19 protein-coding genes and 1 pseudogene are annotated in these 20,270 nt (G+C 67.4%); 15 read left to right on the top strand and 5 right to left on the bottom strand.

What is annotated here, in order from left to right; all coding sequences use genetic code 11:
- Positions 1 to 584 precede the first annotated feature (584 nt).
- Complete coding sequence (locus BN4332_RS28125) at positions 585 to 941, top strand: DUF3349 domain-containing protein (RefSeq protein WP_066903127.1); 357 nt, start codon at positions 585 to 587, stop codon at positions 939 to 941.
- Here the strand turns inward: BN4332_RS28125 and BN4332_RS28120 are convergent.
- The 3 genes from BN4332_RS28120 to BN4332_RS28110 all read right to left on the bottom strand — a co-directional run bounded on the left by BN4332_RS28120 (position 938) and on the right by BN4332_RS28110 (position 3,112).
- Positions 938 to 1,987: an NAD(P)-dependent alcohol dehydrogenase gene (locus BN4332_RS28120; protein WP_066902858.1), complete on the bottom strand. Its 1,050-nt coding sequence runs from the start codon at positions 1,985 to 1,987 to the stop codon at positions 938 to 940. The genes BN4332_RS28125 and BN4332_RS28120 overlap by 4 nt on opposite strands.
- A 161-nt stretch (positions 1,988 to 2,148) precedes the next feature.
- Positions 2,149 to 2,424 carry a YciI family protein gene (locus BN4332_RS28115; RefSeq protein ID WP_066902856.1) on the bottom strand — a complete coding sequence of 92 codons (276 nt, stop codon included), beginning with the start codon at positions 2,422 to 2,424 and terminating at the stop codon, positions 2,149 to 2,151.
- Positions 2,425 to 2,434: 10 nt separating this feature from the next.
- On the bottom strand, positions 2,435 to 3,112 hold the full coding sequence (locus tag BN4332_RS28110; RefSeq protein ID WP_066902854.1) for a TetR/AcrR family transcriptional regulator: 678 nt from the start codon (positions 3,110 to 3,112) through the stop codon (positions 2,435 to 2,437).
- Positions 3,113 to 3,336: 224 nt separating this feature from the next.
- On the opposite strand from BN4332_RS28110, the gene BN4332_RS28105 reads away from it, so the two are divergent.
- The 8 genes from BN4332_RS28105 to BN4332_RS28070 are packed head-to-tail and all read left to right on the top strand — an operon-like array spanning position 3,337 to position 11,942.
- Positions 3,337 to 5,376, top strand: a complete 2,040-nt coding sequence (locus tag BN4332_RS28105; RefSeq protein ID WP_084459436.1) for a dipeptide ABC transporter ATP-binding protein — start codon at positions 3,337 to 3,339, stop codon at positions 5,374 to 5,376.
- Positions 5,376 to 6,245: an ABC transporter permease gene (locus tag BN4332_RS28100; RefSeq protein ID WP_066902852.1), complete on the top strand. Its 870-nt coding sequence runs from the start codon at positions 5,376 to 5,378 to the stop codon at positions 6,243 to 6,245. Before BN4332_RS28105 ends, BN4332_RS28100 begins: the two co-directional genes overlap by 1 nt.
- Positions 6,246 to 6,276: 31 nt before the next feature.
- Positions 6,277 to 7,281 carry an ABC transporter permease gene (locus tag BN4332_RS28095; RefSeq protein ID WP_066902849.1) on the top strand — a complete coding sequence of 335 codons (1,005 nt, stop codon included), beginning with the start codon at positions 6,277 to 6,279 and terminating at the stop codon, positions 7,279 to 7,281.
- Entirely contained in the window at positions 7,282 to 7,917 is a 636-nt protein-coding gene (locus BN4332_RS28090; RefSeq protein ID WP_066902847.1) for a cysteine hydrolase family protein, read from the top strand.
- Positions 7,914 to 9,494: an ABC transporter substrate-binding protein gene (locus BN4332_RS28085; RefSeq protein ID WP_066902845.1), complete on the top strand. Its 1,581-nt coding sequence runs from the start codon at positions 7,914 to 7,916 to the stop codon at positions 9,492 to 9,494. The genes BN4332_RS28090 and BN4332_RS28085 overlap by 4 nt, the downstream gene beginning before the upstream one ends.
- The gene (locus BN4332_RS28080) at positions 9,494 to 10,351 is read left to right on the top strand and encodes an N-acyl homoserine lactonase family protein (protein ID WP_066902843.1); all 858 of its coding nucleotides are present in this window, start codon (positions 9,494 to 9,496) and stop codon (positions 10,349 to 10,351) included. The genes BN4332_RS28085 and BN4332_RS28080 overlap by 1 nt, the downstream gene beginning before the upstream one ends.
- Entirely contained in the window at positions 10,348 to 10,881 is a 534-nt protein-coding gene (locus BN4332_RS28075; protein WP_235654316.1) for a hypothetical protein, read from the top strand. The genes BN4332_RS28080 and BN4332_RS28075 overlap by 4 nt, the downstream gene beginning before the upstream one ends.
- Positions 10,878 to 11,942, top strand: coding sequence for an isopenicillin N synthase family dioxygenase (locus BN4332_RS28070; RefSeq protein ID WP_200820454.1), 1,065 nt, complete (start codon positions 10,878 to 10,880; stop codon positions 11,940 to 11,942). The genes BN4332_RS28075 and BN4332_RS28070 overlap by 4 nt, the downstream gene beginning before the upstream one ends.
- On the opposite strand, the gene BN4332_RS28065 is transcribed toward BN4332_RS28070, so the two are convergent.
- Positions 11,935 to 13,002, bottom strand: a complete 1,068-nt coding sequence (locus tag BN4332_RS28065) for an iron-siderophore ABC transporter substrate-binding protein (RefSeq protein WP_066902839.1) — start codon at positions 13,000 to 13,002, stop codon at positions 11,935 to 11,937. The genes BN4332_RS28070 and BN4332_RS28065 overlap by 8 nt on opposite strands.
- A gap of 176 nt (positions 13,003 to 13,178) precedes the next feature.
- Between BN4332_RS28065 and ctaD the strand changes: the two genes are divergently transcribed.
- The 3 genes from ctaD to BN4332_RS28050 are packed head-to-tail and all read left to right on the top strand — an operon-like array spanning position 13,179 to position 16,557.
- Positions 13,179 to 14,906, top strand: coding sequence for an aa3-type cytochrome oxidase subunit I (ctaD, locus tag BN4332_RS28060; protein WP_066903121.1), 1,728 nt, complete (start codon positions 13,179 to 13,181; stop codon positions 14,904 to 14,906).
- Between the two features lie 42 nt (positions 14,907 to 14,948).
- Complete coding sequence (gene serB, locus BN4332_RS28055) at positions 14,949 to 16,202, top strand: phosphoserine phosphatase SerB (protein WP_066903119.1); 1,254 nt, start codon at positions 14,949 to 14,951, stop codon at positions 16,200 to 16,202.
- A gap of 46 nt (positions 16,203 to 16,248) precedes the next feature.
- A complete protein-coding gene (locus tag BN4332_RS28050) occupies positions 16,249 to 16,557 on the top strand; it encodes a hypothetical protein (RefSeq protein ID WP_066902837.1) in 309 nt (102 codons plus the stop codon).
- A gap of 9 nt (positions 16,558 to 16,566) precedes the next feature.
- Here BN4332_RS28050 and BN4332_RS28045 read toward each other — a convergent pair.
- Positions 16,567 to 17,619 (bottom strand): annotated as a pseudogene (locus tag BN4332_RS28045) (aminotransferase-like domain-containing protein); the annotation flags it as partial.
- A gap of 268 nt (positions 17,620 to 17,887) precedes the next feature.
- Here BN4332_RS28045 and yczE point away from each other — a divergent pair.
- The 3 genes from yczE to BN4332_RS28025 are packed head-to-tail and all read left to right on the top strand — an operon-like array spanning position 17,888 to position 20,243.
- Positions 17,888 to 18,604, top strand: a complete 717-nt coding sequence (yczE, locus tag BN4332_RS28035; RefSeq protein WP_066902835.1) for a membrane protein YczE — start codon at positions 17,888 to 17,890, stop codon at positions 18,602 to 18,604.
- Complete coding sequence (locus BN4332_RS28030; protein ID WP_066902833.1) at positions 18,535 to 19,404, top strand: ABC transporter ATP-binding protein; 870 nt, start codon at positions 18,535 to 18,537, stop codon at positions 19,402 to 19,404. The genes yczE and BN4332_RS28030 overlap by 70 nt, the downstream gene beginning before the upstream one ends.
- A complete protein-coding gene (locus BN4332_RS28025; protein ID WP_066902831.1) occupies positions 19,401 to 20,243 on the top strand; it encodes an NUDIX hydrolase in 843 nt (280 codons plus the stop codon). The genes BN4332_RS28030 and BN4332_RS28025 overlap by 4 nt, the downstream gene beginning before the upstream one ends.
- The last annotated feature ends 27 nt before the right edge of the window (positions 20,244 to 20,270 follow it).

Below are 20,270 nucleotides of genomic sequence, written 5' to 3'. Positions count from 1 at the left end.
CCCATGTTGCGCGCCGCGGCGGGAAGATAGCCGGTGACGACGTTCCAGCCGACGCGGCCGTTGGTCAGGTGGTCGAGTGTCGACATCCGCCGGGCGAAGGGATAGGGATGCTCGAATCCGGTGCCGGTGGTGATCCCGAAGCCCAGATTCTCGGTGACCAGCGCCATCGCCGACACCAGCAGCATCGGGTCACCGACGGGGATCTGCGCGGCCTGGCGAATCGCGGCCTCGTCGCTGGCGCCGTAGACGTCGTAGGTGCCCAGCACGTCGGCGATGAACAGGCCGTCAAACCGCCCGCGTTCCAAGAGCTTCGCCAATTCGGTCCAGTAGGTGATGTCCTTGTACCGCCAGGACTGGTCCTCCGGATGCCGCCACAGACCGGGCGACTGATGGGCGACGCAGTTCATGTCGAAGGCGTTGAAGCGGATCACACGAGTCACTGTGCCGAGCCTGCCGGGCCGTCGCGCGAAGGTCAGCGGTTGTGCTCAGCGGGATTGTTTTTGGCGATGAACCACGAATGAATGGCCGACCAACTGTCGACTCCTCCAGTGGTGGGTTGGCCGGTCAGCCGCGAAACTTTCTGGGTGTCAACAAAGTCGCTACTGATCTCGGTCCTGAACTGGTTGCGCGCCGGCTATCCGGAAGGTGTCCCTGGCACCGATCGAGTGCCGCTGCTGGCGCTGTTGCGGGCCACCCCGCTCACCGAGGAGCAGGTCACCGAGGTGGTGCGCAACATCGCCGAGGCCTCGGCGCCCGCGGACGTTGACGATCCCATCGACCGCGACGTGATCGCGGAGTTCATCGCCGAGGTGACCGATCACGACGCGGGTCCGGAGAACATTGCGCGGGTGGCGGCCAAGCTGGCCGCCGCGGGCTGGCCGTTGGCCGGCGTCGACCTGGTGTCCGACGCCGGCCCCGGCGAAACCTCTGATTCCGACTAGGCGCGCAGCGAGGCGGTGTCGATCACGAAGCGGTACCGCACGTCGCTGGCGAGCACGCGCTCGTAGGCCTCGTTGATGTAATCGGGCTGAATGACCTCGATCTCGGGGGTGACGTTGTGCTCGGCACAGAAGTCGAGCATCTCCTGGGTCTCCGGGATGCCGCCGATCATCGAACCGGCCAGGCTGCGACGGTAGGCACCGAGCGGGAAGAACGGCACCACCAGCGGCTTCTCCGGCGCGCCGAGCTCGACCAGGGTCCCGTCCGTCTTGAGCAGGCCCAGGTAGGCGCCGAGGTCGAGATTGGCCGACACCGTGTTGAGGATGAGGTCGAAGCTGCCTGCGAGCTTCCGGAAGGTGTCCGGGTCACTGGTTGCGTAGTACTCGTCGGCGCCCAGGCGCAGGCCGTCTTCCATCTTCTTCAGCGACTGCGACAGCACAGTGACGTGCGCGCCCATCGCGTGGGCGAGCTTGACGCCCATGTGGCCCAGGCCACCCAGGCCGATCACGGCGATCTTCTTGCCCGGCCCGGCGTTCCAGTGGCGCAGCGGCGAGAACAGCGTGACGCCGGCGCACAGCAGGGGAGCGGCCTTGTCGAGCGGAATGCTGTCGGGGATGCGCAGCACGTAGTTCTCGTCGACGACGATCGCGCCGCTGTAGCCGCCATAGGTGGGGGTGCCGTCGCGCCCGATCGCGTTGTAGGTGCCGATCATGCCGCCGCCGGTGCAGTACTGCTGCAGCCCGGCCTTGCAGTTGTCGCATTCGCGGCAGGAATCGACGAAACAGCCGACGCCGACATGGTCACCGACCTGGTACTTGGTGACCTCGGAGCCGACCTCGGTGACGACGCCGGCAATCTCGTGGCCGGCCACCACGGGGTAATTCGGGGTACCCCACTCGGCCTTCACGGTGTGGATGTCGGAATGGCAGATGCCGGCGAAGTGGATGTCGAATGCCACGTCATGCGGCCCTACCTCGCGGCGGGTGATGGTGGTCTTGGCCAGCGGCTCGGTCGCCGAGTTCGCGGCATAGGCATAAACAGTGCTCATCGAGGCCCTCTTTGTTCGTCGTCTTTAGGCTTTCCCGGAAAAGATTAGTCCGGTTAACTGACTACTGCCTGAGAGGCAGACCAGCTCCTGCAACGACGCAGGGCATCGAAGTTAATCCCGCCGCAGATGTGACATATCTCCCGGCTCGGCGCCGGCAGCGGTCACAACCCGGGCGCGCGGAACGCCCCGTTGAAGGACGTGCGCTCGCAGCTGACCAGCCCGGCCACGGTGTAGGGATCGCGGGCGATGACGTCCTCGACCTCCTCATCGGTGAGGTCGCCGGTGATGAGCACCGCGCCGGTCGCCGATTCCAGCCGCCCGGCCAGCACGATGCGGCCCGCGGCCACCTCTTCCTCGAGCCACGCGATATGGGCGGGCCGGGTCTGGTCGACGACGTCGAGGGGCTTCAGGTAAGTCGTGGTGAGGACGTGGAACATGCCAAGCAGACTACGGGCCGGCCGGTCGGTCCCGATTATGTCGGTCGATCTCCAGGCGACTCCGCGAACGCCGGGCTGCCGCCGCGTCGCCGGGAAGGCCCAGGACGCGCATACAGGCGTCCGCCACATGGAACGGCATTTCGGAACGCTCCGGCCCGGCCGGCATCGACCACACGTAGACCAACGATTCGACGAGCCGGAACGGCAGGTCGGCCGCGGCTTCGTGAACCCCGGTCCGCCGGCTCAGCGCGCGGCTCAACGACAGATAGTGCAACCGCAGCCGCTCCCGGTCCGACCAGAACGGCTCCAGCTTGGCCTCACGCAACTCGGGAAGCAGATAGAGCGCGCCGAGGTTCCACCGCCCGGACAACAGCTGGCCACCGTCGAACGCCGCCAAGGCGTGTAGATGTTCGTCGGCGGTCAGGGCGGGCTCGGTGCCCAGTAAGGCTGGGACGAACTCAAGTGTCGGTGCCACGGTCTGCTCGAGCAGTGCGCACAGAATGTCGTCCTTGGTGTCGAAGTAGTGGTACAGGGATGCTTGCCGGACGCCGACCGCTTCGGCGATCGCCCGCGTCGACGTTCCGGAGTACCCGGTTGTGGTGAACAATTCGCCTGCGGCGTCGAGGATTTCGTCGCGGGCCGTTATCCCGTGCCGGCGTTGGGCGTGCACGCGTGGTCGTCCCGCCATAAAGCCATAGTTGGCCCTCGGGCGACGAAGGGCCAGCGCACGCGGTATCGGTCATTCGATAGAAACGCGGGACACCTGACGGTTACCGGACCCGTCGATTCCTTTACGCCGCATTAACGCCTTTGACACCCAGCGACGCCGCGATCAGTGAAAACTGTCGCTCGACAGGCTGTGGCACACGGTGGTGGCGCAGATGTTGCCAAATCGCTTCTGGGAGGCCCACGATGGCTGAGGCCACGATCGACGTCACCCTTCCCGCGGACCTCGGTGCCGATGTCTCCGCGGCTGATGACTCGTCGATACATGTTGCAGCAGCGGCACTCTCACGTCCACAACCGGTTGCCGCCATCGATGACCTGTGCGTCACCTTTCGCCGCAACGGCCGTCACGTGCACGCGATACGCGGAGTCTCCCTCACCGTCGCCGCCGGGGAGATCATCGGTTTGGTCGGCGAATCAGGCTCCGGCAAAAGCGTTCTGGGGTTCACGATGCTCGGCTTGCTGCCTTCCGGTGCCGCGGTCGGCGGGTCGGTGAGGGTGGCGGGCTCCGACATGGTCAACGGCGACACCAAGGCGTTGCGCAAAGTGCGTCGCCTCGACCTGGGTGCGGTGTTCCAGGATCCGATGACCTCGTTGAACCCGACGATGCGGATCGGCAAGCAGGTGGCAGAGGCGGCCGGTAGCGAGGCCGAGGCGCTGCGTCTGCTCACCGCGGTGGGCATCCCGGAACCCGAGCGTCGGATGCGGGCGTACCCGCACGAACTCTCCGGCGGTTTGCGCCAACGCGTGATGATCGCGATGGCGGTCGCGGGAGACCCCGAACTCGTCATCGCCGATGAACCGACCACCGCACTCGATGTCACCGTTCAGGCTCAGGTGTTGCGGCTACTACAGCGGCTGCGGGACGAGATCGGTTGCAGCATTGTGCTGATCACCCACGACCTGGGTGTGGCCGCGCAGATCTCCGACCGCATCGCGGTGCTCTACGCCGGGCGGATCGCCGAGATCGGCCCCGCCGCCGAAGTGCTGGCCGCGCCGGCTCACCCGTACACCAAGGGGCTGCTCGCCAGCCGGCTCACCCTCGACACCCCACGCGGCCAGAAGCTCACGGCGCTGCCCGGCGCGGTGCCCAGCCCGGCGGCACCATTGCCCGGTTGCGCGTTCGCGCCGCGCTGCACCACGGCCATCCGGGACTGCTCGACATCGGTGCCGGAGCCGGTTGTGGTTGCTCCCCAACGGATCAGCGCCTGCATCCGGCCGGAGGTGAGCAACACGCCGGCGACCTCGGTCGGCCCCGAATCGGTGCTCATGGCCAGCGAACAAGGCGGCCCTGAGCAGCCACCGGCCGTGGCACTGGCCAATGTCACCAAGACGTTTGCCGTGTCGCGACGCCGGCTGGACCGCTCGGACAATCACGGAAAACTGCACGCCCTGCGCGGTGTGACCATGCGGGTGCGCCAGGGCGAATCCGTGGCACTGGTCGGCGAGAGCGGCTCGGGCAAGTCGACACTCTTGCGGATCATCGCCGGGCTGGAGACCGCGACCTCGGGCTCGGTCGAGGTGACCGGTGGGAAACGTCCGCAAATGGTCTTCCAGGACGCCGGCGCCTCACTGACCCCGTGGCTGTCGGTCGGTGAGTTGGTCGGCGAACGACTGCGCGGCACCAAAATGTCCGCGGCGCAGCGCCGGATCGCCGTGCGTGACGTCCTGGAACGGGTGGGCCTTCCGGCCGAGGTGGCCAAAGCGCGCTCAGGGGAGTTGTCCGGCGGTCAGCGCCAACGGGTTTCGCTGGCACGGGCCACGATCGTGCCGCCATCGGTGTTGCTGTGCGACGAGCCGACCAGCGCGCTCGATGTCTCGCTTGCCGCCTCAGTGCTCAACTTGATCGCAGAACTGCGACGCAGCCTGGACATGTCCGTCGTCTTCGTCACCCATGATCTGTCGGTGGCCCGGGTGGTGGCCGACCGGATCGCGGTGATGTACCTGGGCCGCATCGTCGAGATCGGCCCCGCCGATCGCGTGATCGGCGACCCGGCCCACCCCTACACCCAGGCGCTTGTCGACGCCATCCCCGACCTCGGGCGCGAATCGCGGGTACTCCCGGGCGAGCCCGCCAGCCCACTGTCGCCGCCGGACGGCTGCGCATTCCATCCCAGATGTCCGATCTCGGTGCCGGCCTGTGGCGGTCGCGAACTCGACGTCCGGCTGGAAGGCACACCGGGCAATCCCCACCACGTGGCATGTATCGAAAGGCGGGCGATCTGATGGCGATAGCCGTTGCGTTTCCGACCCTGGCCGACCGCCGTACTCCCGGCCGGTTGTCATGGGCCTGGCCGCGGGCCACGGTGCTCAACTGGGCCGGCTTCTCGATGGTGGTCGTGCTCACCCTGCTCGTCATCGCGGTGCCGTTGATCGCCCCGCACGACCCGCTCACCCCGGTGGGCATGCCGCTGCAGGCCCCGGGTAAGGACGGATTTCTGCTCGGCACCGACTCGGTAGGCCGCGACATCTTGTCCCGGGTCCTCTACGGCGCCCGCTCGAGCTGGTTCGCGGCGCTCGTCGTCGTCGCCGTCGGTCTGGTGGTCGGTGGGCTGATCGGCTTGATCGCCGGTGCGTCCGGAGGCTGGCTGGACGCCCTGCTGATGCGCATCACCGACGCGTTTCTGTCCCTTCCCGCCCCGGTACTCGCCATCGCCGTTGTCGCCGCGCTCGGGCCGGGCTTCGCCCACACCCTGATCGCGGTGTCGATAGTCTGGTGGCCGTTCTACGCCAGGCTGGTGCGCGGCGAGATCGCGCGCCTGGCCGCCCGGCCCCACGTCGAGGCCGCGAAACTGGCTGGGGTGAGCCGATTCCGGCTGGCGACCAGGCACCTGTTGCCCGGTGCGGTGCCGAACGCACTCGTCGCCGCGAGCCTCGATCTGGGCACCCTGATCCTCACCGTGGCCGCGCTGTCGTTCCTTGGGCTGGGCCAAGCCGCACCGGCCCCCGAACTGGGCGCCGACTCGGCGCGAAACCTGAGTTATTTCCTGCAGCAGTGGTGGATTCCGGTCATGCCGGGTCTCGGCGTTCTGGTGCTGGCGCTGGTCGGCAACATCGCGGGGGACTGCCTGCGCAATCTGATGAAGAACCGGTGACCGGCGTGGCGAGGACGAGAGGAGTTCGGCAGTGAAAACTTTCGTGGTGTCCCGGCTGGGTGCGATGGTGGTCATCCTGATCGCCTTGACCGGAGTGATGTTCGTGCTCCAGCAAGTTTCACCGCTCGACCCCGTGAAGGCGCAACTGGGGGCCCAGGCCTCGGCCCAGGCGGTCGCCGACAGGCGCGAGGCACTCGGTCTGAACGAGCCGGTGCTGGTGCAGTTCTGGCATTACCTGACCAATGCGGTCACCGGTGATCTCGGAACCTCTTACCGCACCCGGCACCCGGTGTTGTCCGACCTCGGTAGTTTCCTGCCCGCCACGCTGGAACTGGCGATCTTCGGAATCGCAATCGCCGTGGTGCTGGCCACCCTGCTGGCATTCGGTACCACGCTGAAATGGCCCGGCGCCCAGGCGCTTCGGGCGGTGTTGTTCACCGGTGCCGCCGCACCCATGTTCCTGCTCGGCATCCTCGGGCTGATCGTGTTCTATCAGAACCTCGGGTGGGTTCCGGCCAACGGCCGGGTCGCCGTGGCTGACCCGCCCACCGGGCCGACCGGGCTGCTCACGGTCGACGGGCTCGTGCACGGTCGGTTCGACGTGGTGGCCGACGCCCTACATCACCTACTCCTGCCTGCGCTGGTCATCGCCATCGCGCCTGCGGTGGCGATCGGCCGGGTATTGCGCAGCAGCCTGATGACCGAGATCGACAGTGACTACGCGCGCACCGCCCGGTCCAAGGGATTGTCGGAGGGGCAGATCATGGCGCGTCATGTGCTGCGCAACTCCATGAGCTCGGCGCTGTCGATGACGGGCCTTCAGGTCGGCCTGATGTTCTCCGGCGTGCTCGTCGTCGAGCAGGTCTTCGGCTGGCCCGGTATCGGCCAGTACATCGCGCAGAGCATCCCGGTCGCCGATTTCCCGGCCATCGCAGGCGTCACCTTGATGCTGGGTGCGCTCTACGTAGTCATCAACACCGCCGTGGACCTGCTCCAGGCGGCAGCCGATCCCCGTATCGCAGTAGTAGGAGGTTAGGTGCCCAAACAGCCACTCATCGTGGGTAATCCGGTCCTTGTCGTGGTCGACATACAGGAAGGCGGTGGTATGTCGGCCCAAGACGCGGGCATCGCGGTGATGCCCGGTCATGCCGAGCGCGTCGCGGTCGCCGAGAAGCTGCTCGCGGCCGCGCGCGCGGCGGGGGTGCCGGTGGTGTTCTTCCAGGAGATGCACCGGCCCAGCGGAATCGACTTCGGCCGCGAGCTCGACGGCACCGAGGGCGTCCACTGTGTCGAGGGCAGGCCGGGCACGGACCTGGAGCCCAGCCTGCGACCGCTGCCCGACGAGTTCCACATCGTGAAGCGACGTTACTCGGGTTTCATCGGAACGGATTTCGAGATCGTGCTGTCCGGTCTCAAGGCGTCGACGCTCATCCTCATCGGCGGACTCACCGACGTGTGTGTGCACTACACGTTCGCCGACGCCCATCAGCGCGATTTCTATGTCCGCGTCGTCACCGACTGTGTGGGCGGATCGTCGCAGTACCGGCACGATGCCGCGCTCGACGCCATGGAATATCTGCAGACCGGTGCTCTGCGAACCTCCGACGAGATCCTCGCCGCCTTCGAGGAACTCGGTACCGCCCAGCCCGTTCTTGAAGGAGCCGCCCGATGATCAACCGATGGAAGCTCGTCGCTGCCGTGAGTGCGGTGGCGGCGCTGACGCTGAGTGCCTGCGGCGGATCGGATTCGGGCACCGCCACGCCGAGCGCCGCGCCGACCGACAAGGTGCTGCACCTGTCGTTCCTGCAGGACCCCGGTCAGCCACCCGACCCCGACATCTACTACGCCGGCCAGGGCCTGTTGCTCACCACCAACGTCTACGAGGGTCTGCTGCAGTACAAGGCGGGCACCGACAAGCCCGAGTTGGAACCGCTGCTGGCGACCGAGTGGAAAGCCTCGCCGGACAACCGGGTGTTCGATTTCAAGCTGCGCGAAGGCGTCAAGTTCCACGACGGCACACCGTTCACCGCGGAGGCCGTCAAAGCCTCCTTCGATCGCCGCCTCGCCGTCGACCAGGGCCCGTCCTACATGGTAAAGGACGTGGAATCGGTTACCGCACAAGGTGACTACGCCGTCACCATCACGCTGAAGGCCCCCAACGCGGCCTTTCTCGACTACCTCGCCTGTGCGTACGGACCCAGGATGCTGAGTCCCACTGGCCTGCAACGGAACGCAGGTTCCGACCACGCCCAGAGCTACCTGACGAATCACGACCTGGGGACCGGCCCGTACACGCTCACCGCGGCCGAGGTCGGATCACGCTATGCGCTGGCGGCTTTCCCCGAGTACTGGGGAGCCAAACCGTACTTCGAGAAGGTCGAGATGCCGGTGATCACCGATGTCTCGGCGCAGCAGCTGCAGTTCAACAATGGGCAGCTGGCCGCGATCCTGCATGACCTGCCCTCGTCCGCGGTCCAGTCCTACCTGGACAACCAGGCTTTCGCGCACTACTCACTGCCGACCATGATGTCGAACTACCTGTACATCAACCCACACAAGGGCATGATGGCCGACGGCGAGAATCGCACAGCGGTGCTGCGGGCGATCAACGTCGAGGAGCTGGTCAAGCAGACATATTTCGGGCGCGGAGATGTGGCCGGGCAGATCTACCCGCCCAACATGATGGCCTCGGACCTCGCCAATCAGGCCGTGGCTCATGACCCGTCGGCACTCAGTGGCATCGCGGGGGGACTGCCTGCCGAGCAGAAGTCCATCACGATCGGCTACGACTCGAGCAACCCCGACAACCAACTGATCAGCAACCTCCTCCAGACACAGCTCGCCGCAGCAGGATTGACCGCGAAAGTGCAGGCCTACCCGACATCGGAGATCTACGGGTGGATCGGCACCGACGGCCAGTCCGCACCGGAGATCTTCACCGCCCTGGCCTGGCCCGACGCGCCGTCCCCGTACACCTGGGGTCATATCTCGTGGGATCCCGACGGGGGACTCAACTATCTGGGCTGCTCCGCGGCGCCGGTCACCGAGGCGCTCGCCAGTGGCCTGCCCACCGGTGACTCCGCCGTGTTCTCACGGGCCGGGATGGAAGCGGTGAAGACCGGCTGCTGGCTGAACATCGCCGATGTCAACGACTTCATGGTGGCCCAGCCATGGCTCAAGGGTGTCGAACAGGCCCATGTGGTGACCAATCCGAACTCGCTGCGGCTTGCCGCATTGTCGGTGGGCTGATGGCGACACTGGTCCGCAAGAGCGGAGTCCGCCACATCATTCTGCTCACCCTGGGTTGGGAGGAACTGCCGAAATCGGTGTCGGTGTACGGGGCGCCGGCCGAGGCGCGGATGCGCGAACCCGTTCCGGGTGTGTTGCTTCAGACCGACGGCGGCTGGGTGCTACTCGACACGGGATTCAACACCGCGCTGGTGCGCGACCCCGCGTTGTACCGCCGGTTCTTCCCGACCGTCGAGTACCGACCGGTGCTGCCGGGCCCCGGCGAGCCGATCGAGCAGCGGCTCGCCGAGGTCGGCGTCGACATCGACGACATCCACACCGTCGCGGTCAGCCACCTGCACCACGACCACGCCGGTGGGCTCAAGCTGTTCGCGGGCAAGGTTCCGGTGCACGCCCAACGTCGAGAGCTCGAGTACGGCCTGTCGAATCACCCTGAGCCGGAACGCAATGCGATCGTTCGGGTCGACTTCGACGATCCGAACATCGACTGGCGGCTGGCCGATGGTGAGGCCACCATCGCACCCGGTATCACCGCGATACCGACGTACGGACACACGCCAGGGCATCAGAGTTTCGCGGTGGAACTCGACGAGGCGGTCGGCGGCGGCGGATTCGTGTTCGCTTTCGACGCCGCGGATCTGACGGAGAACATCGAGCACGAACTGCCGATCGGCGGATTCATCGACGTCGCGCCCGAGGACACGGTGGAACCGATCCGCAAGCTCAAGAAGCTGGCGCGCGACAAGGGATATCAGCTGATCCCCGGTCATGACCCGGAGGTCTGGCCGGGATTGACCGAGCACTTTCACGAGCGCTTCGGGCCCGTCACCCATGGGCGCCACCAGGAATGCCCGTGAAACCGGTCGTGGCCTCGGAATGCGCCGGGCGGTGGCGGCGCACCCTACTGATCGAAGCGGACGGATCGCGCGACACCGCCACCGATGTCGAGTGGTTACAGGCCGGCAGTGCCTACGTCGACTCCCGCGGCTTCGGTGGTGAGCTGATCCAGCGTGGCGCCGTCTTCTCCTGGCGGCGTGATGTCGAGCTCACGCCGTCGGGACCGGTCCCCGACGAGGGCGAGATGCGCTGGGACGGAGACACTCTGATCGAGACCGGCGTCCACGAGGACTACGTCGAGCACTGGGTGCGCGATTCCGGGCCGACGGTGCCACGCGGTGGATTGTTCCTGAGGGCGCCGGACCGAAGCCCGGCCGTCCTGGTTCGGGTCGGCCCGACGTTCGGCTGGTTGGGCGGCGGTGAGGTGGTGATCGGCACCGTGGGCGGACCACTTTGGGATGCGCTCGCAATCGATCTGGCAGATGAGCAGATCCGGGCCAACGGCGTGCACTGGGTCGTGGAGCGAAGTGAAGGGACAGTGGATCTGTGAGTGGCAGTGGATCATCGTTGGCGGCGTTCGACTGCGTGCCGGTCATCGACATCAGTGGGCTGCGTTCGGAACGGCGGGACGAGCGGGACCGGGTGGCGGCCGAGATCGGCACGGCGGCACGGGAGATCGGCTTCTTCTACATCGGCGGAACGGGTATCGACGAGGCGTTGTTCGAGCGGATGCTGGCAGCCACGCAGGAGTTCTTCGCGCTGCCGCTGGAAGAGAAGATGCGCAGCTACATCGGGTTGTCGCGGTGCCATCGAGGCTACGTCCCGGTGGGGGAGGAAGGCCTCGAGAACGAAAGCCGCCCCGATTTGAAGGAAGCCTTCGACACCGCCCTGGACCTGCCGGCCGACGACCCCGACCACCTGGCGGGCAATCCGATGCTCGGACCGAACACCTGGCCCGATCTCCCGGGGTTCGCCGAGGCGGTGACGTCGTACTACCGGGCCGTACTCGGCGTCGGCAAGCAACTGTTGTGGGCGTTCGCGGTGGCGCTGGGGGAGGATCCCGAGGTGTTCGCCCGGCACGCCACCAAGACACCCAGCCAACTTCGGTTGATGCACTACCCGTACAACGCCGACGCGCAGGACGGCCAGGGCATCGGCGCGCACACCGACTACGAGTGCTTCACCCTGCTCAAGCCCACCGCCCCCGGCCTGGAGGTGCTCAACGGCGCCGGGGAGTGGATCGACGTGCCCCCGGTGGACGGGACTTTCGTCGTCAACATCGGGGATCTGCTCGAACTGTGGACCAACGGGACGTTCGTCGCCACCAGCCACCGGGTGCGTCGCGTGGTCGAGGAGCGGTATTCGTTCCCGCTGTTCTTCAACGTCGACTACCACACCGAGGTGAGACCGCTGCCTCGGTTCGTCACAGAGGGCGGGCCCCAGCGCCCGCCGTTGCGAGCCGGGGAGCACTTGTTCGCCCAGACCGCGCAGACGTTCACCTATCTGCGCCGCCGCATCCAGGCGGGAGAACTGGTGTTACCCGACGGGTCGCTGGCCACCGGTCAATTCGGTCGGCAGGCTGTCGGCGAGGCCGACGGCCGGATCAGTTGATCGGGGCGTTCACCCAGCGCAGGTCGTCGAGGATGCCGCGGGCGGCCACGATGTTCTGCCCGGTCTGCCAGATCTCGTTGTTGACCACGAACACCCGGTTGTCGCGGGCCGCGGACAGCGCCCGCCAGGCCGGGCTTTCGAGGATCTTCGGGGCGTTGTCCTTGGCCGCCGCCGACGCGAAGGAGACATAGACGATGTCGGCGTCGGCGATGCCGTAATCGGCGTCGGTGGTGCCCAACTCCTCGTACGGCTTGTCGGTGAATCGTTGCGCCGCAGGTCGATCGAGGCCGACCGTGGCGAGCACGCTGCCGGCGAAGGTGTCGGCGCCGTAGACCCGCACGGTGTTGTCCGTCAGCTGCACCACGGAGGCCTGGAAGTGACCGGCGTCGTTCTGTATGCCGGTCTCGCGGGCGGCGTCGTCGAACTTGGCGATCAGATCGGCGGCCGCGTCGGCGCGGCCGGTCGCCGCGCCCACCGCCCGCAACGTGTCGCGCCACGCGGCCCCGGGCGCACCGGTGAACACGGTCGGTGCGATCGCCGACAGTGCCCCGAAGGCGGTCGGTGTGAGGGCGGCCGAACCCAGGATCAGCTCCGGCTTGGCGGCCTCGATGGCCGCCAGGTCGGGTGCGCCCCGGCTGCCGGCAGGGGCCACCTCGTGCACCACGGTGCCCAGATAGGACGGCTGCTGCGACGAGCCGTCGGGAAGCGCGGCCGCGACGATCCGAGACTGCAGGCCGAGCGCGCACAGCGCATCGAGCTGGTCGCCGGACAGCGCGACGATGCGCTGTGGATCGCCCCGAACCTCGGTGGCCTCGGCGACACCGTCACCCCGCGCGTTGCGGACCTCCCGCGCCCCCTGATCGGCCGGCGCAGGCTCCGGCGCACAGGATTCGTCGGGGCGGCGCTGATTACCCAGCACCCCGGCGTCGGCGATCTTGGTGACGCTCGTGGTCATCGACGGCTGCGCCGGAGGGGTCTGCGCGGACGAGCCGCACCCACTGGCAAGCGTTGCGACGGCGACGATCGCCGCGGCGGCGGCGCGGGGTCGGTTGGTCAGCACCGGGCGACCGTAACATTCAGCGCTTCGCCGCTGGTCAGGGCGTTGCCGCGGAAAGTTGCGACGACGGAACGCCACGCAGTACGACAGTTTGTAGGACCCAGGGGCGCCCGGGCCGCCGGGAGCGTTAGGATTCAGTTCGATAAGCGGGATTTCCCGACGAATCTTTGGAGGATCTCTTGGTAGCCGAAGCGCCCCCAATCGGAGAACTCGAGGCACGTCGTCCTTTTCCGGAACGGATGGGCCCCAAGGGCAACCTGATCTACAAGCTCATCACCACGACCGATCACAAGCTGATCGGCATGATGTACTGCGTCGTCTGCTTCGCCTTCTTCTTCATCGGCGGTCTGATGGCGCTGTTCATGCGTACCGAACTGGCGATGCCCGGCCTGCAGTTCCTGAGCAATGAGCAGTTCAACCAGCTGTTCACCATGCACGGCACGGTGATGCTGCTGTTCTACGCCACCCCGATCGTGTTCGGGTTCGCCAACCTGGTGCTCCCGCTGCAGATCGGCGCGCCCGACGTGGCGTTCCCGCGGTTGAACGCCCTGTCGTTCTGGCTGTTCCTGTTCGGCGCGCTGATCGCCCTGGGCGGCTTCATCACGCCGGGCGGTGCCGCTGACTTCGGTTGGACGGCCTACTCGCCGCTGACCGACGCCATCCACTCGCCGGGTGCCGGCGGTGACCTGTGGATCCTGGGCCTGGCCGTCGGTGGTCTCGGCACCATCCTCGGTGGCGTCAACATGGTCACCACCGTGGTGTGCATGCGCGCACCGGGCATGACGATGTTCCGCATGCCGATCTTCACCTGGAACATCCTGGTGACCTCGATCCTGGTGCTGATCGCCTTCCCGATCCTGACCGCCGCGCTGTTCGGTCTGGCCGCCGACCGCCACCTGGGCGCCCACATCTACGACCCCGCCAACGGCGGTGTGTTGCTGTGGCAGCACCTGTTCTGGTTCTTCGGTCACCCCGAGGTGTACATCATCGCGCTGCCGTTCTTCGGCATCGTGTCGGAGATCTTCCCGGTGTTCAGCCGCAAGCCGATCTTCGGTTACACCACCCTGATCTACGCGACGCTGGCCATCGCGGCACTCTCGGTCGCGGTGTGGGCGCACCACATGTACGCCACCGGTGCGGTGCTGCTGCCGTTCTTCTCCTTCATGACGTTCCTGATCGCGGTGCCCACGGGCATCAAGTTCTTCAACTGGATCGGCACGATGTGGAAGGGCCAGCTGACATTCGAGACGCCGATGCTGTTCTCGGTCGGCTTCCTGATCACCTTCCTGCTGGGTGGCCTGTCCGGCGTGCTGCTGGCCAGCCCGCCGATCGACTTCCACGTCACCGACAGCTACTTCGTCATCGCGCACTTCCACTACGTGCTCTTCGGCACCATCGTGTTCGCCACCTACGCGGGCATCTACTTCTGGTTCCCGAAGATGACCGGACGCCTGCTCGACGAGCGCCTGGGCAAGCTGCACTTCTGGCTGACCTTCATCGGCTTCCACACCACCTTCCTGGTGCAGCACTGGGTCGGTGACGAGGGCATGCCGCGTCGGTACGCCGACTACCTGCCCACCGACGGCTTCACCACGCTCAACGTGATCTCCACGGTCGGTGCCTTCATCCTCGGCATCTCCACGCTGCCGTTCGTGTGGAACGTGTTCAAGAGCTGGCGCTACGGCGAGCCGGTGATGGTCGACGACCCCTGGGGCTACGGCAACTCGCTGGAGTGGGCGACCTCCTGCCCGCCGCCGCGGCACAACTTCACCGAGCTGCCTCGGATCCGTTCCGAGCGCCCGGCGTTCGAGCTGCACTACCCGCACATGGTCGAGCGGATGCGCGCCGAGGCCCACGTGGGCCGCACGCATCACCCGGAGCTCGAGTCCGCGGACCGCTCCAGTTGACGGGTGACAGCATCCGGGGGTGAGCACGTCGAAGGTGATCCGATGACCGGTGCTTCACGCGAGCGCTCGTCGGTACTGATCACCGTCACCGGAGTCGACCGACCCGGCGTCACCTCGGCGCTGTTCGAGGTGCTGGCGCGGCATCAGGTCGAACTGCGCAATGTCGAACAGGTCGTCGTCCGCGGCCGGCTCACCCTGGGTGTGCTGGTCGCGGCGCCGACCGAGACCGTCGACGGGGACGTCCTGCGTACGGACGTCGAAGCGGCGATCCACCAGCTCGGCATGGAGGTGACGGTCGAGCGCAGCGACGACATGCCCGTCATGCGGGAGCCGTCAACCCACACGATCGTGGTGCTGGGCCGGCCCATCACCGCGGAGGCGTTCAGTGTGGTGGCCCGCGCCGTGGCCGGGCTGGGTGTCAACATCGACACCATCCGTGGCGTCTCCGATTACCCGGTGACCGGGCTGGAACTGCGGGTGTCGGTTCCGGCCGGTCCAGAAAACTCGGTGTACAGCGCACTGCAATCGGCGCTGTCGCAGGTGGCGGCCGACGAGGGCGTCGACATCGCGCTGGAGGACTACAGCCTGGCCCGGCGGGCCAAGCGGCTCATCGTCTTCGACGTCGACTCCACCCTGATCCAGGGCGAGGTCATCGAGATGCTGGCCGCCCGGGCGGGGATGGAAGCTCAGGTGGCGGCCGTCACCGAAGCCGCGATGCGCGGCGAACTCGACTTCGCCGAATCCCTGCACCGCCGGGTGGCCACCTTGGCCGGGCTTCCGGCCTCGGTGCTCGACGACGTCGCCGAGCAGGTGGAACTCACACCGGGGGCGCGCACCACGATCAGGACCCTGCGCCGGCTCGGTTTCTACTGCGGTGTGGTGTCAGGCGGATTCCGCCAGGTGATCGAACCGCTGGCGCACGAGCTCATGCTGGACTACGTCGCCGCCAACGAACTCGAGGTGGTAGACGGCAAGCTGACCGGGCGGGTCATCGGCCAGGTCGTCGACCGGCCGGGAAAGGCCAAGGCGCTGCGCGACTTTGCCCAGCAGGTCGGGGTGCCGATGGAACAGACCGTGGCCGTGGGCGACGGGGCCAACGACATCGACATGCTGGCCGCCGCGGGGCTCGGCGTCGCGTTCAACGCCAAACCCGCGCTGCGGGAGGTAGCCGACGCCTCGCTGAGCCACCCGTACCTGGACACCGTGCTGTTCATCCTCGGGGTGACCCGCGGCGAGATCGAGGCCGCGGACGCTCTCGACGGTGTGCTGCGCCGCGTCGAGATCCCCGAGGACTGAGCGCACGCGGGTGAACTCGGCGCCCGTTCTGAAGTAGGGTGGGGCCATGGCGAACCTGAAGCACACGGTCATGGTTGGCGCGTTCGCCGTGGCGGCAGTCCTGGGCCAGCTGGCGGTCGCGGCCCCTGCCGAGGCCAAGCGTTGCCCGTCGGGCACCAAGGCCACCAAGTTCGACGGCGTGTGCGTGGCCGGTGGTTCCGGCGGCGGGATGGGTGCGGTGGCACCGCCGGTGATGGCGCCGGGCACCGGAGACGCCAACATCCAGAGCCGGCCCGGCCAGCTGCCGACGGTGAACGGAATTCCGTGCACCATCGAGCATTACAGCACCTGCTACGCCATGTCGCAGCAGCCGTAGGGCCTTCGGCTACACCACCAGCGTCTGCGGCGTCGCACTGTGCGTGCCGGTGATGCTGTGCCAGGCGCGGACCAGCAGCTGCACGGCCTCTTCGAGTTCCGGTTCCGGCAGCGCATAGGGCAACCGGATGAACCGTTCGAGGGTGCCATCCACCCCGAACCGTGGGCCTGCCGGCACGTCCAGGCCGAGGCGCATCGCGGCGGCGGACAACGCCGTGCTCATCGGCGCGGGCAGCCTCACCCACAACGACATCCCGCCGCGCCCGTGGCCGGGCCGCCAATCCGGAAGTTCGCGGGCCAGTAGCGCCACCAGGAACTCCCTACGCGCGCGGATGATCTCGCGTCGTTCGGGCAGGACCTCCGCGCGCATCCCCAGCAACCGTGCCGCGGCGAGCTGTTCGAGGATCGGGGTGCCCAGATCCACCGACGGCCGGATCGCCGCGATGGTGGCCAGGGTGCCTCGTTCGGCGCGAATCCAGCCGACCCGCAGGCCACCCCAGAACGACTTCGACATCGAGCCGATGGTGAGCACCAGGTCATCGCGGGCCACCGAGGCGGCCAGCGGCTCGGGAGGAGCCTCGTCGATCCACATGTCCGCGATCGACTCGTCGACGATGGTCCGGGTCCGGGTGTCGGAAATGATCTGCCCCAACCGCTTTCGCTCCGCGGGGGACATGGTGAACCCCGTGGGGTTGTGACTGTCGGGAACCAGGTAGGCCAGGCTGGGGGCCAGCTGCCGCACGGCGGCGTGGACCGCGTCGAGCTCCCAGCCGTCGTCGGTCAGGGCGACCGGGACCGCCCGTGCCCCGGCGGTCGAGATCGCCGAGAGCGCACCGTGATACGTGGGTTGCTCGACGAGCACCCGATCACCGGGCTGGGTGTGGCTGGCCAGGATCAGACCGATGGCATGCTGGGCGCCGCTGGTCACCATGATCTGGCTGGGATCGGTGGGCAACCCACGGGCGCAGTACCTTTCGGCGATGGCGGCGCGCAGCGGGGCGACGCCCATCAACTCGTGCCCGGGCTCGCGCAGGTACGGCGCGATGTCGCNGACGCCAGTTGCCAAGTTCGCGGGCCAAAAGGTCCACATCGAGGGCGCGGGCAGCCATATCTGTCGACATAATAAGGCCAGTATGCGCTAACTGGCTATTGAGTAGCAAGCCACATCACCAGGAATATGGACGCATGCCTCGGAACTGGATTTCTCGACTGGCGGAGAATCTCCGCCGTTTGCACGACCCCGCCAACCTGCCCGGCGGGGCCTGTGACGTGGACGCCCGCCGCGTGCAGAGCGAGCTCGACGCGATCCGCGCCCGATTCCCCGATCACGCATGAGGACGGCGTTCACTCGCGGCGCGCTGCTCGTGATCGGCCTGTGCGGCTACGGCGTATCCATGGCGATGATGGTCCGCGCCGGGCTGGGGCTGGATCCGTGGGACGTCTTTCACCAGGGCCTGACCCGGCACACCCCGCTGAGCCTGGGCATGGCCTCGGCCGTCGTCGGCGTCGTGGTCCTGCTGGCCTGGATCCCGCTGCGCAACCGCCCCGGAATCGGGACCATCCTCAACGTCATCGTCCTCGCCGTGACGGTGGACGCGACGCTGGCCGTGCTGCCCGCGCCGTCGGCGCTGCCGGCGAGCATCGCGATGCTGCTCGGCGGCGTCGTGCTCAACGCGATCAGCACCGTGCTGTACATCGGTGCCGGCCTCGGCCCCGGGCCCCGTGACGGCCTGATGACCGGATTGGTGGCCCGCACCGGATTGTCAGTGCGGTTGGTGCGCACCGCGATCGAGGCGACCGTGCTGGCCGTGGGCTGGCTGCTGGGTGGCACCGTCGGCGTCGGCACCGTGGTCTATGCCGTCGGAATCGGCCCGCTCGTGCAGCTGTTCCTGCGGCTCACCCCGCGCTCGTTGTTGTTCCACGATTTCAGCGGCGGGCGCGCCCGAGCGGATCAGGATCCGGTCACTACGATGAGCGAGTGGCCGCAGGGGAACTCACCGACTCGACAACCAACGATGACGGAGACGGAACCGACCCCGACCTGTTGATCGACTTCGCCAGGGTGAGCCTGCGCCGAGGCGGCAACACCCTGGTCGGTCCCATCACCTGGACCGTGGAACTCGATGAGCGCTGGGTGGTGATCGGCCCGAACGGCGCAGGCAAGACCTCGCTGCTGCGGATCGCCGCCGCCACCGAACATCCCTCGTCGGGTACCGCCTACGTGCTCGGTGAACGGCTCGGCCGCACCGACATGTCCGAGCTGCGGGCGCGGGTCGGACTCAGCAGCTCGGCACTGTCGCAGCGGATCCCCGACAGTGAAGTGGTACGCGATCTGGTGGTGTCGGCCGGCTACGCCGTGCTGGGCCGCTGGCGCGAGGACTACGAGGACGTCGACTACGCCCAGGCCATCGACATGCTGGAAAGCGTCGGTGCCGAACATCTCGCCGAGCGGACCTACGGAACCCTGTCCGAGGGTGAACGCAAGCGGGTGCTGATCGCCCGGTCGCTGATGACCGATCCCGAACTGCTGCTGCTCGACGAGCCCGCGGCGGGGCTGGACCTGGGCGGGCGCGAGGAGCTGGTGGCACGGTTGACCGATCTGGCAGCCGACCCCGATGCGCCGGCCATGGTGCTGGTCACCCATCATGTCGAGGAGATCCCGGTCGGATTCAGCCACGCGCTGATCCTGTCGGAGGGCAAGGCGGTTGCCTCGGGTCTGCTGACCGAGGTGTTGACTGCTGAGAACTTGTCCAAGGCGTTCGGTCAGTCGATCGCGCTGGACGTGATCGACGGGCGTTACTTCGCCCGGCGGACCAGGAGCCGTGCGGCTCACAGGAGGCGAGAATGAGCGCGACGACGGACCCACTGGTGCCGCGGCCGGCGGCGACGGTGATGCTGGTGCGGGACACACCGTCCGGCATCAAGGTGTTCATGATGCGCCGGCATGCGGCGATGGATTTCGTGGCCGGGGTGATGGTGTTCCCCGGCGGTGGCGTCGACGACCGCGACCGCAACGCCGACATCGCCTGGTTCGGTCCCGAACCGGACTGGTGGGCCCGGCGTCTCGGCGTGGACACCGGGCTGGCCGAGGCGCTCGTGTGCGCCGCGGCCCGCGAGACCTTCGAGGAGTCCGGGGTGTTGTTCGCCGGCCCGGCCGACGACCCCGACGGGATCGTCAGCGACGCATCGGTCTACGGCGAGGCGCGTGCCGCCCTGGCCAACCACACGCTGTCGTTCGCCGACTTCCTGCGCGACGAGAAACTCGTGCTGCGGGCCGACCTGCTGCGCCCATGGGACAACTGGATCACGCCCAAAGAGGAACGCACCCGCCGCTACGACACCTTCTTCTTCGTCGGTGCACTGCCAGAGGGGCAGCGGGCCGACGGTGAGAACACCGAAACCGACCAGGCGTTCTGGAGCACCCCGCAGGCCGGTCTCGACGCCTTCGAGCAGGGCGAGTCGTTCCTGTTGCCGCCGACCTGGACTCAGCTGAACTCCCTCCACGGACGCACCGTGGCCGACGTCCTGGCCACCGAGCGCAAGATCGTGCCCATCGAACCCAACCTCTCCCTCGGTGAGGGCAGCTGGCAGATCGAGTTCTTCGACAGCGGCCGCTACAACGCGGCCAGGAACCACCGGGCGCCACTGGGCCGGGACGGGGCGACGGCCGGGGAATCGAGCCAGTGAACGAATTCGTCCACGTCATCACCGGGG

The organism is Mycolicibacterium houstonense, from assembly GCF_900078665.2.
GTDB lineage: Bacteria > Actinomycetota > Actinomycetes > Mycobacteriales > Mycobacteriaceae > Mycobacterium > Mycobacterium houstonense.
The sequence above is the reverse complement of the archived record's forward strand: the minus strand, read 5'-3'. Positions and strand labels throughout refer to the sequence as shown.

Bases quoted from the DNA above. Each gene is read 5' to 3' on its own strand.
- BN4332_RS28120 (WP_066902858.1), bottom strand. From the start codon at position 1,987: ATGAGCACTGTTTATGCCTATGCCGCGAACTCGGCGACCGAGCCGCTG.
- BN4332_RS28115 (WP_066902856.1), bottom strand. From the start codon at position 2,424: ATGTTCCACGTCCTCACCACGACTTACCTGAAGCCCCTCGACGTCGTC.
- BN4332_RS28110 (WP_066902854.1), bottom strand. From the start codon at position 3,112: ATGGCGGGACGACCACGCGTGCACGCCCAACGCCGGCACGGGATAACG.
- BN4332_RS28105 (WP_084459436.1), top strand. From the start codon at position 3,337: ATGGCTGAGGCCACGATCGACGTCACCCTTCCCGCGGACCTCGGTGCC.
- BN4332_RS28100 (WP_066902852.1), top strand. From the start codon at position 5,376: ATGGCGATAGCCGTTGCGTTTCCGACCCTGGCCGACCGCCGTACTCCC.
- BN4332_RS28085 (WP_066902845.1), top strand. From the start codon at position 7,914: ATGATCAACCGATGGAAGCTCGTCGCTGCCGTGAGTGCGGTGGCGGCG.
- BN4332_RS28080 (WP_066902843.1), top strand. From the start codon at position 9,494: ATGGCGACACTGGTCCGCAAGAGCGGAGTCCGCCACATCATTCTGCTC.
- serB (WP_066903119.1), top strand. From the start codon at position 14,949: ATGACCGGTGCTTCACGCGAGCGCTCGTCGGTACTGATCACCGTCACC.
- BN4332_RS28050 (WP_066902837.1), top strand. From the start codon at position 16,249: ATGGCGAACCTGAAGCACACGGTCATGGTTGGCGCGTTCGCCGTGGCG.
- yczE (WP_066902835.1), top strand. From the start codon at position 17,888: ATGAGGACGGCGTTCACTCGCGGCGCGCTGCTCGTGATCGGCCTGTGC.
- BN4332_RS28025 (WP_066902831.1), top strand. From the start codon at position 19,401: ATGAGCGCGACGACGGACCCACTGGTGCCGCGGCCGGCGGCGACGGTG.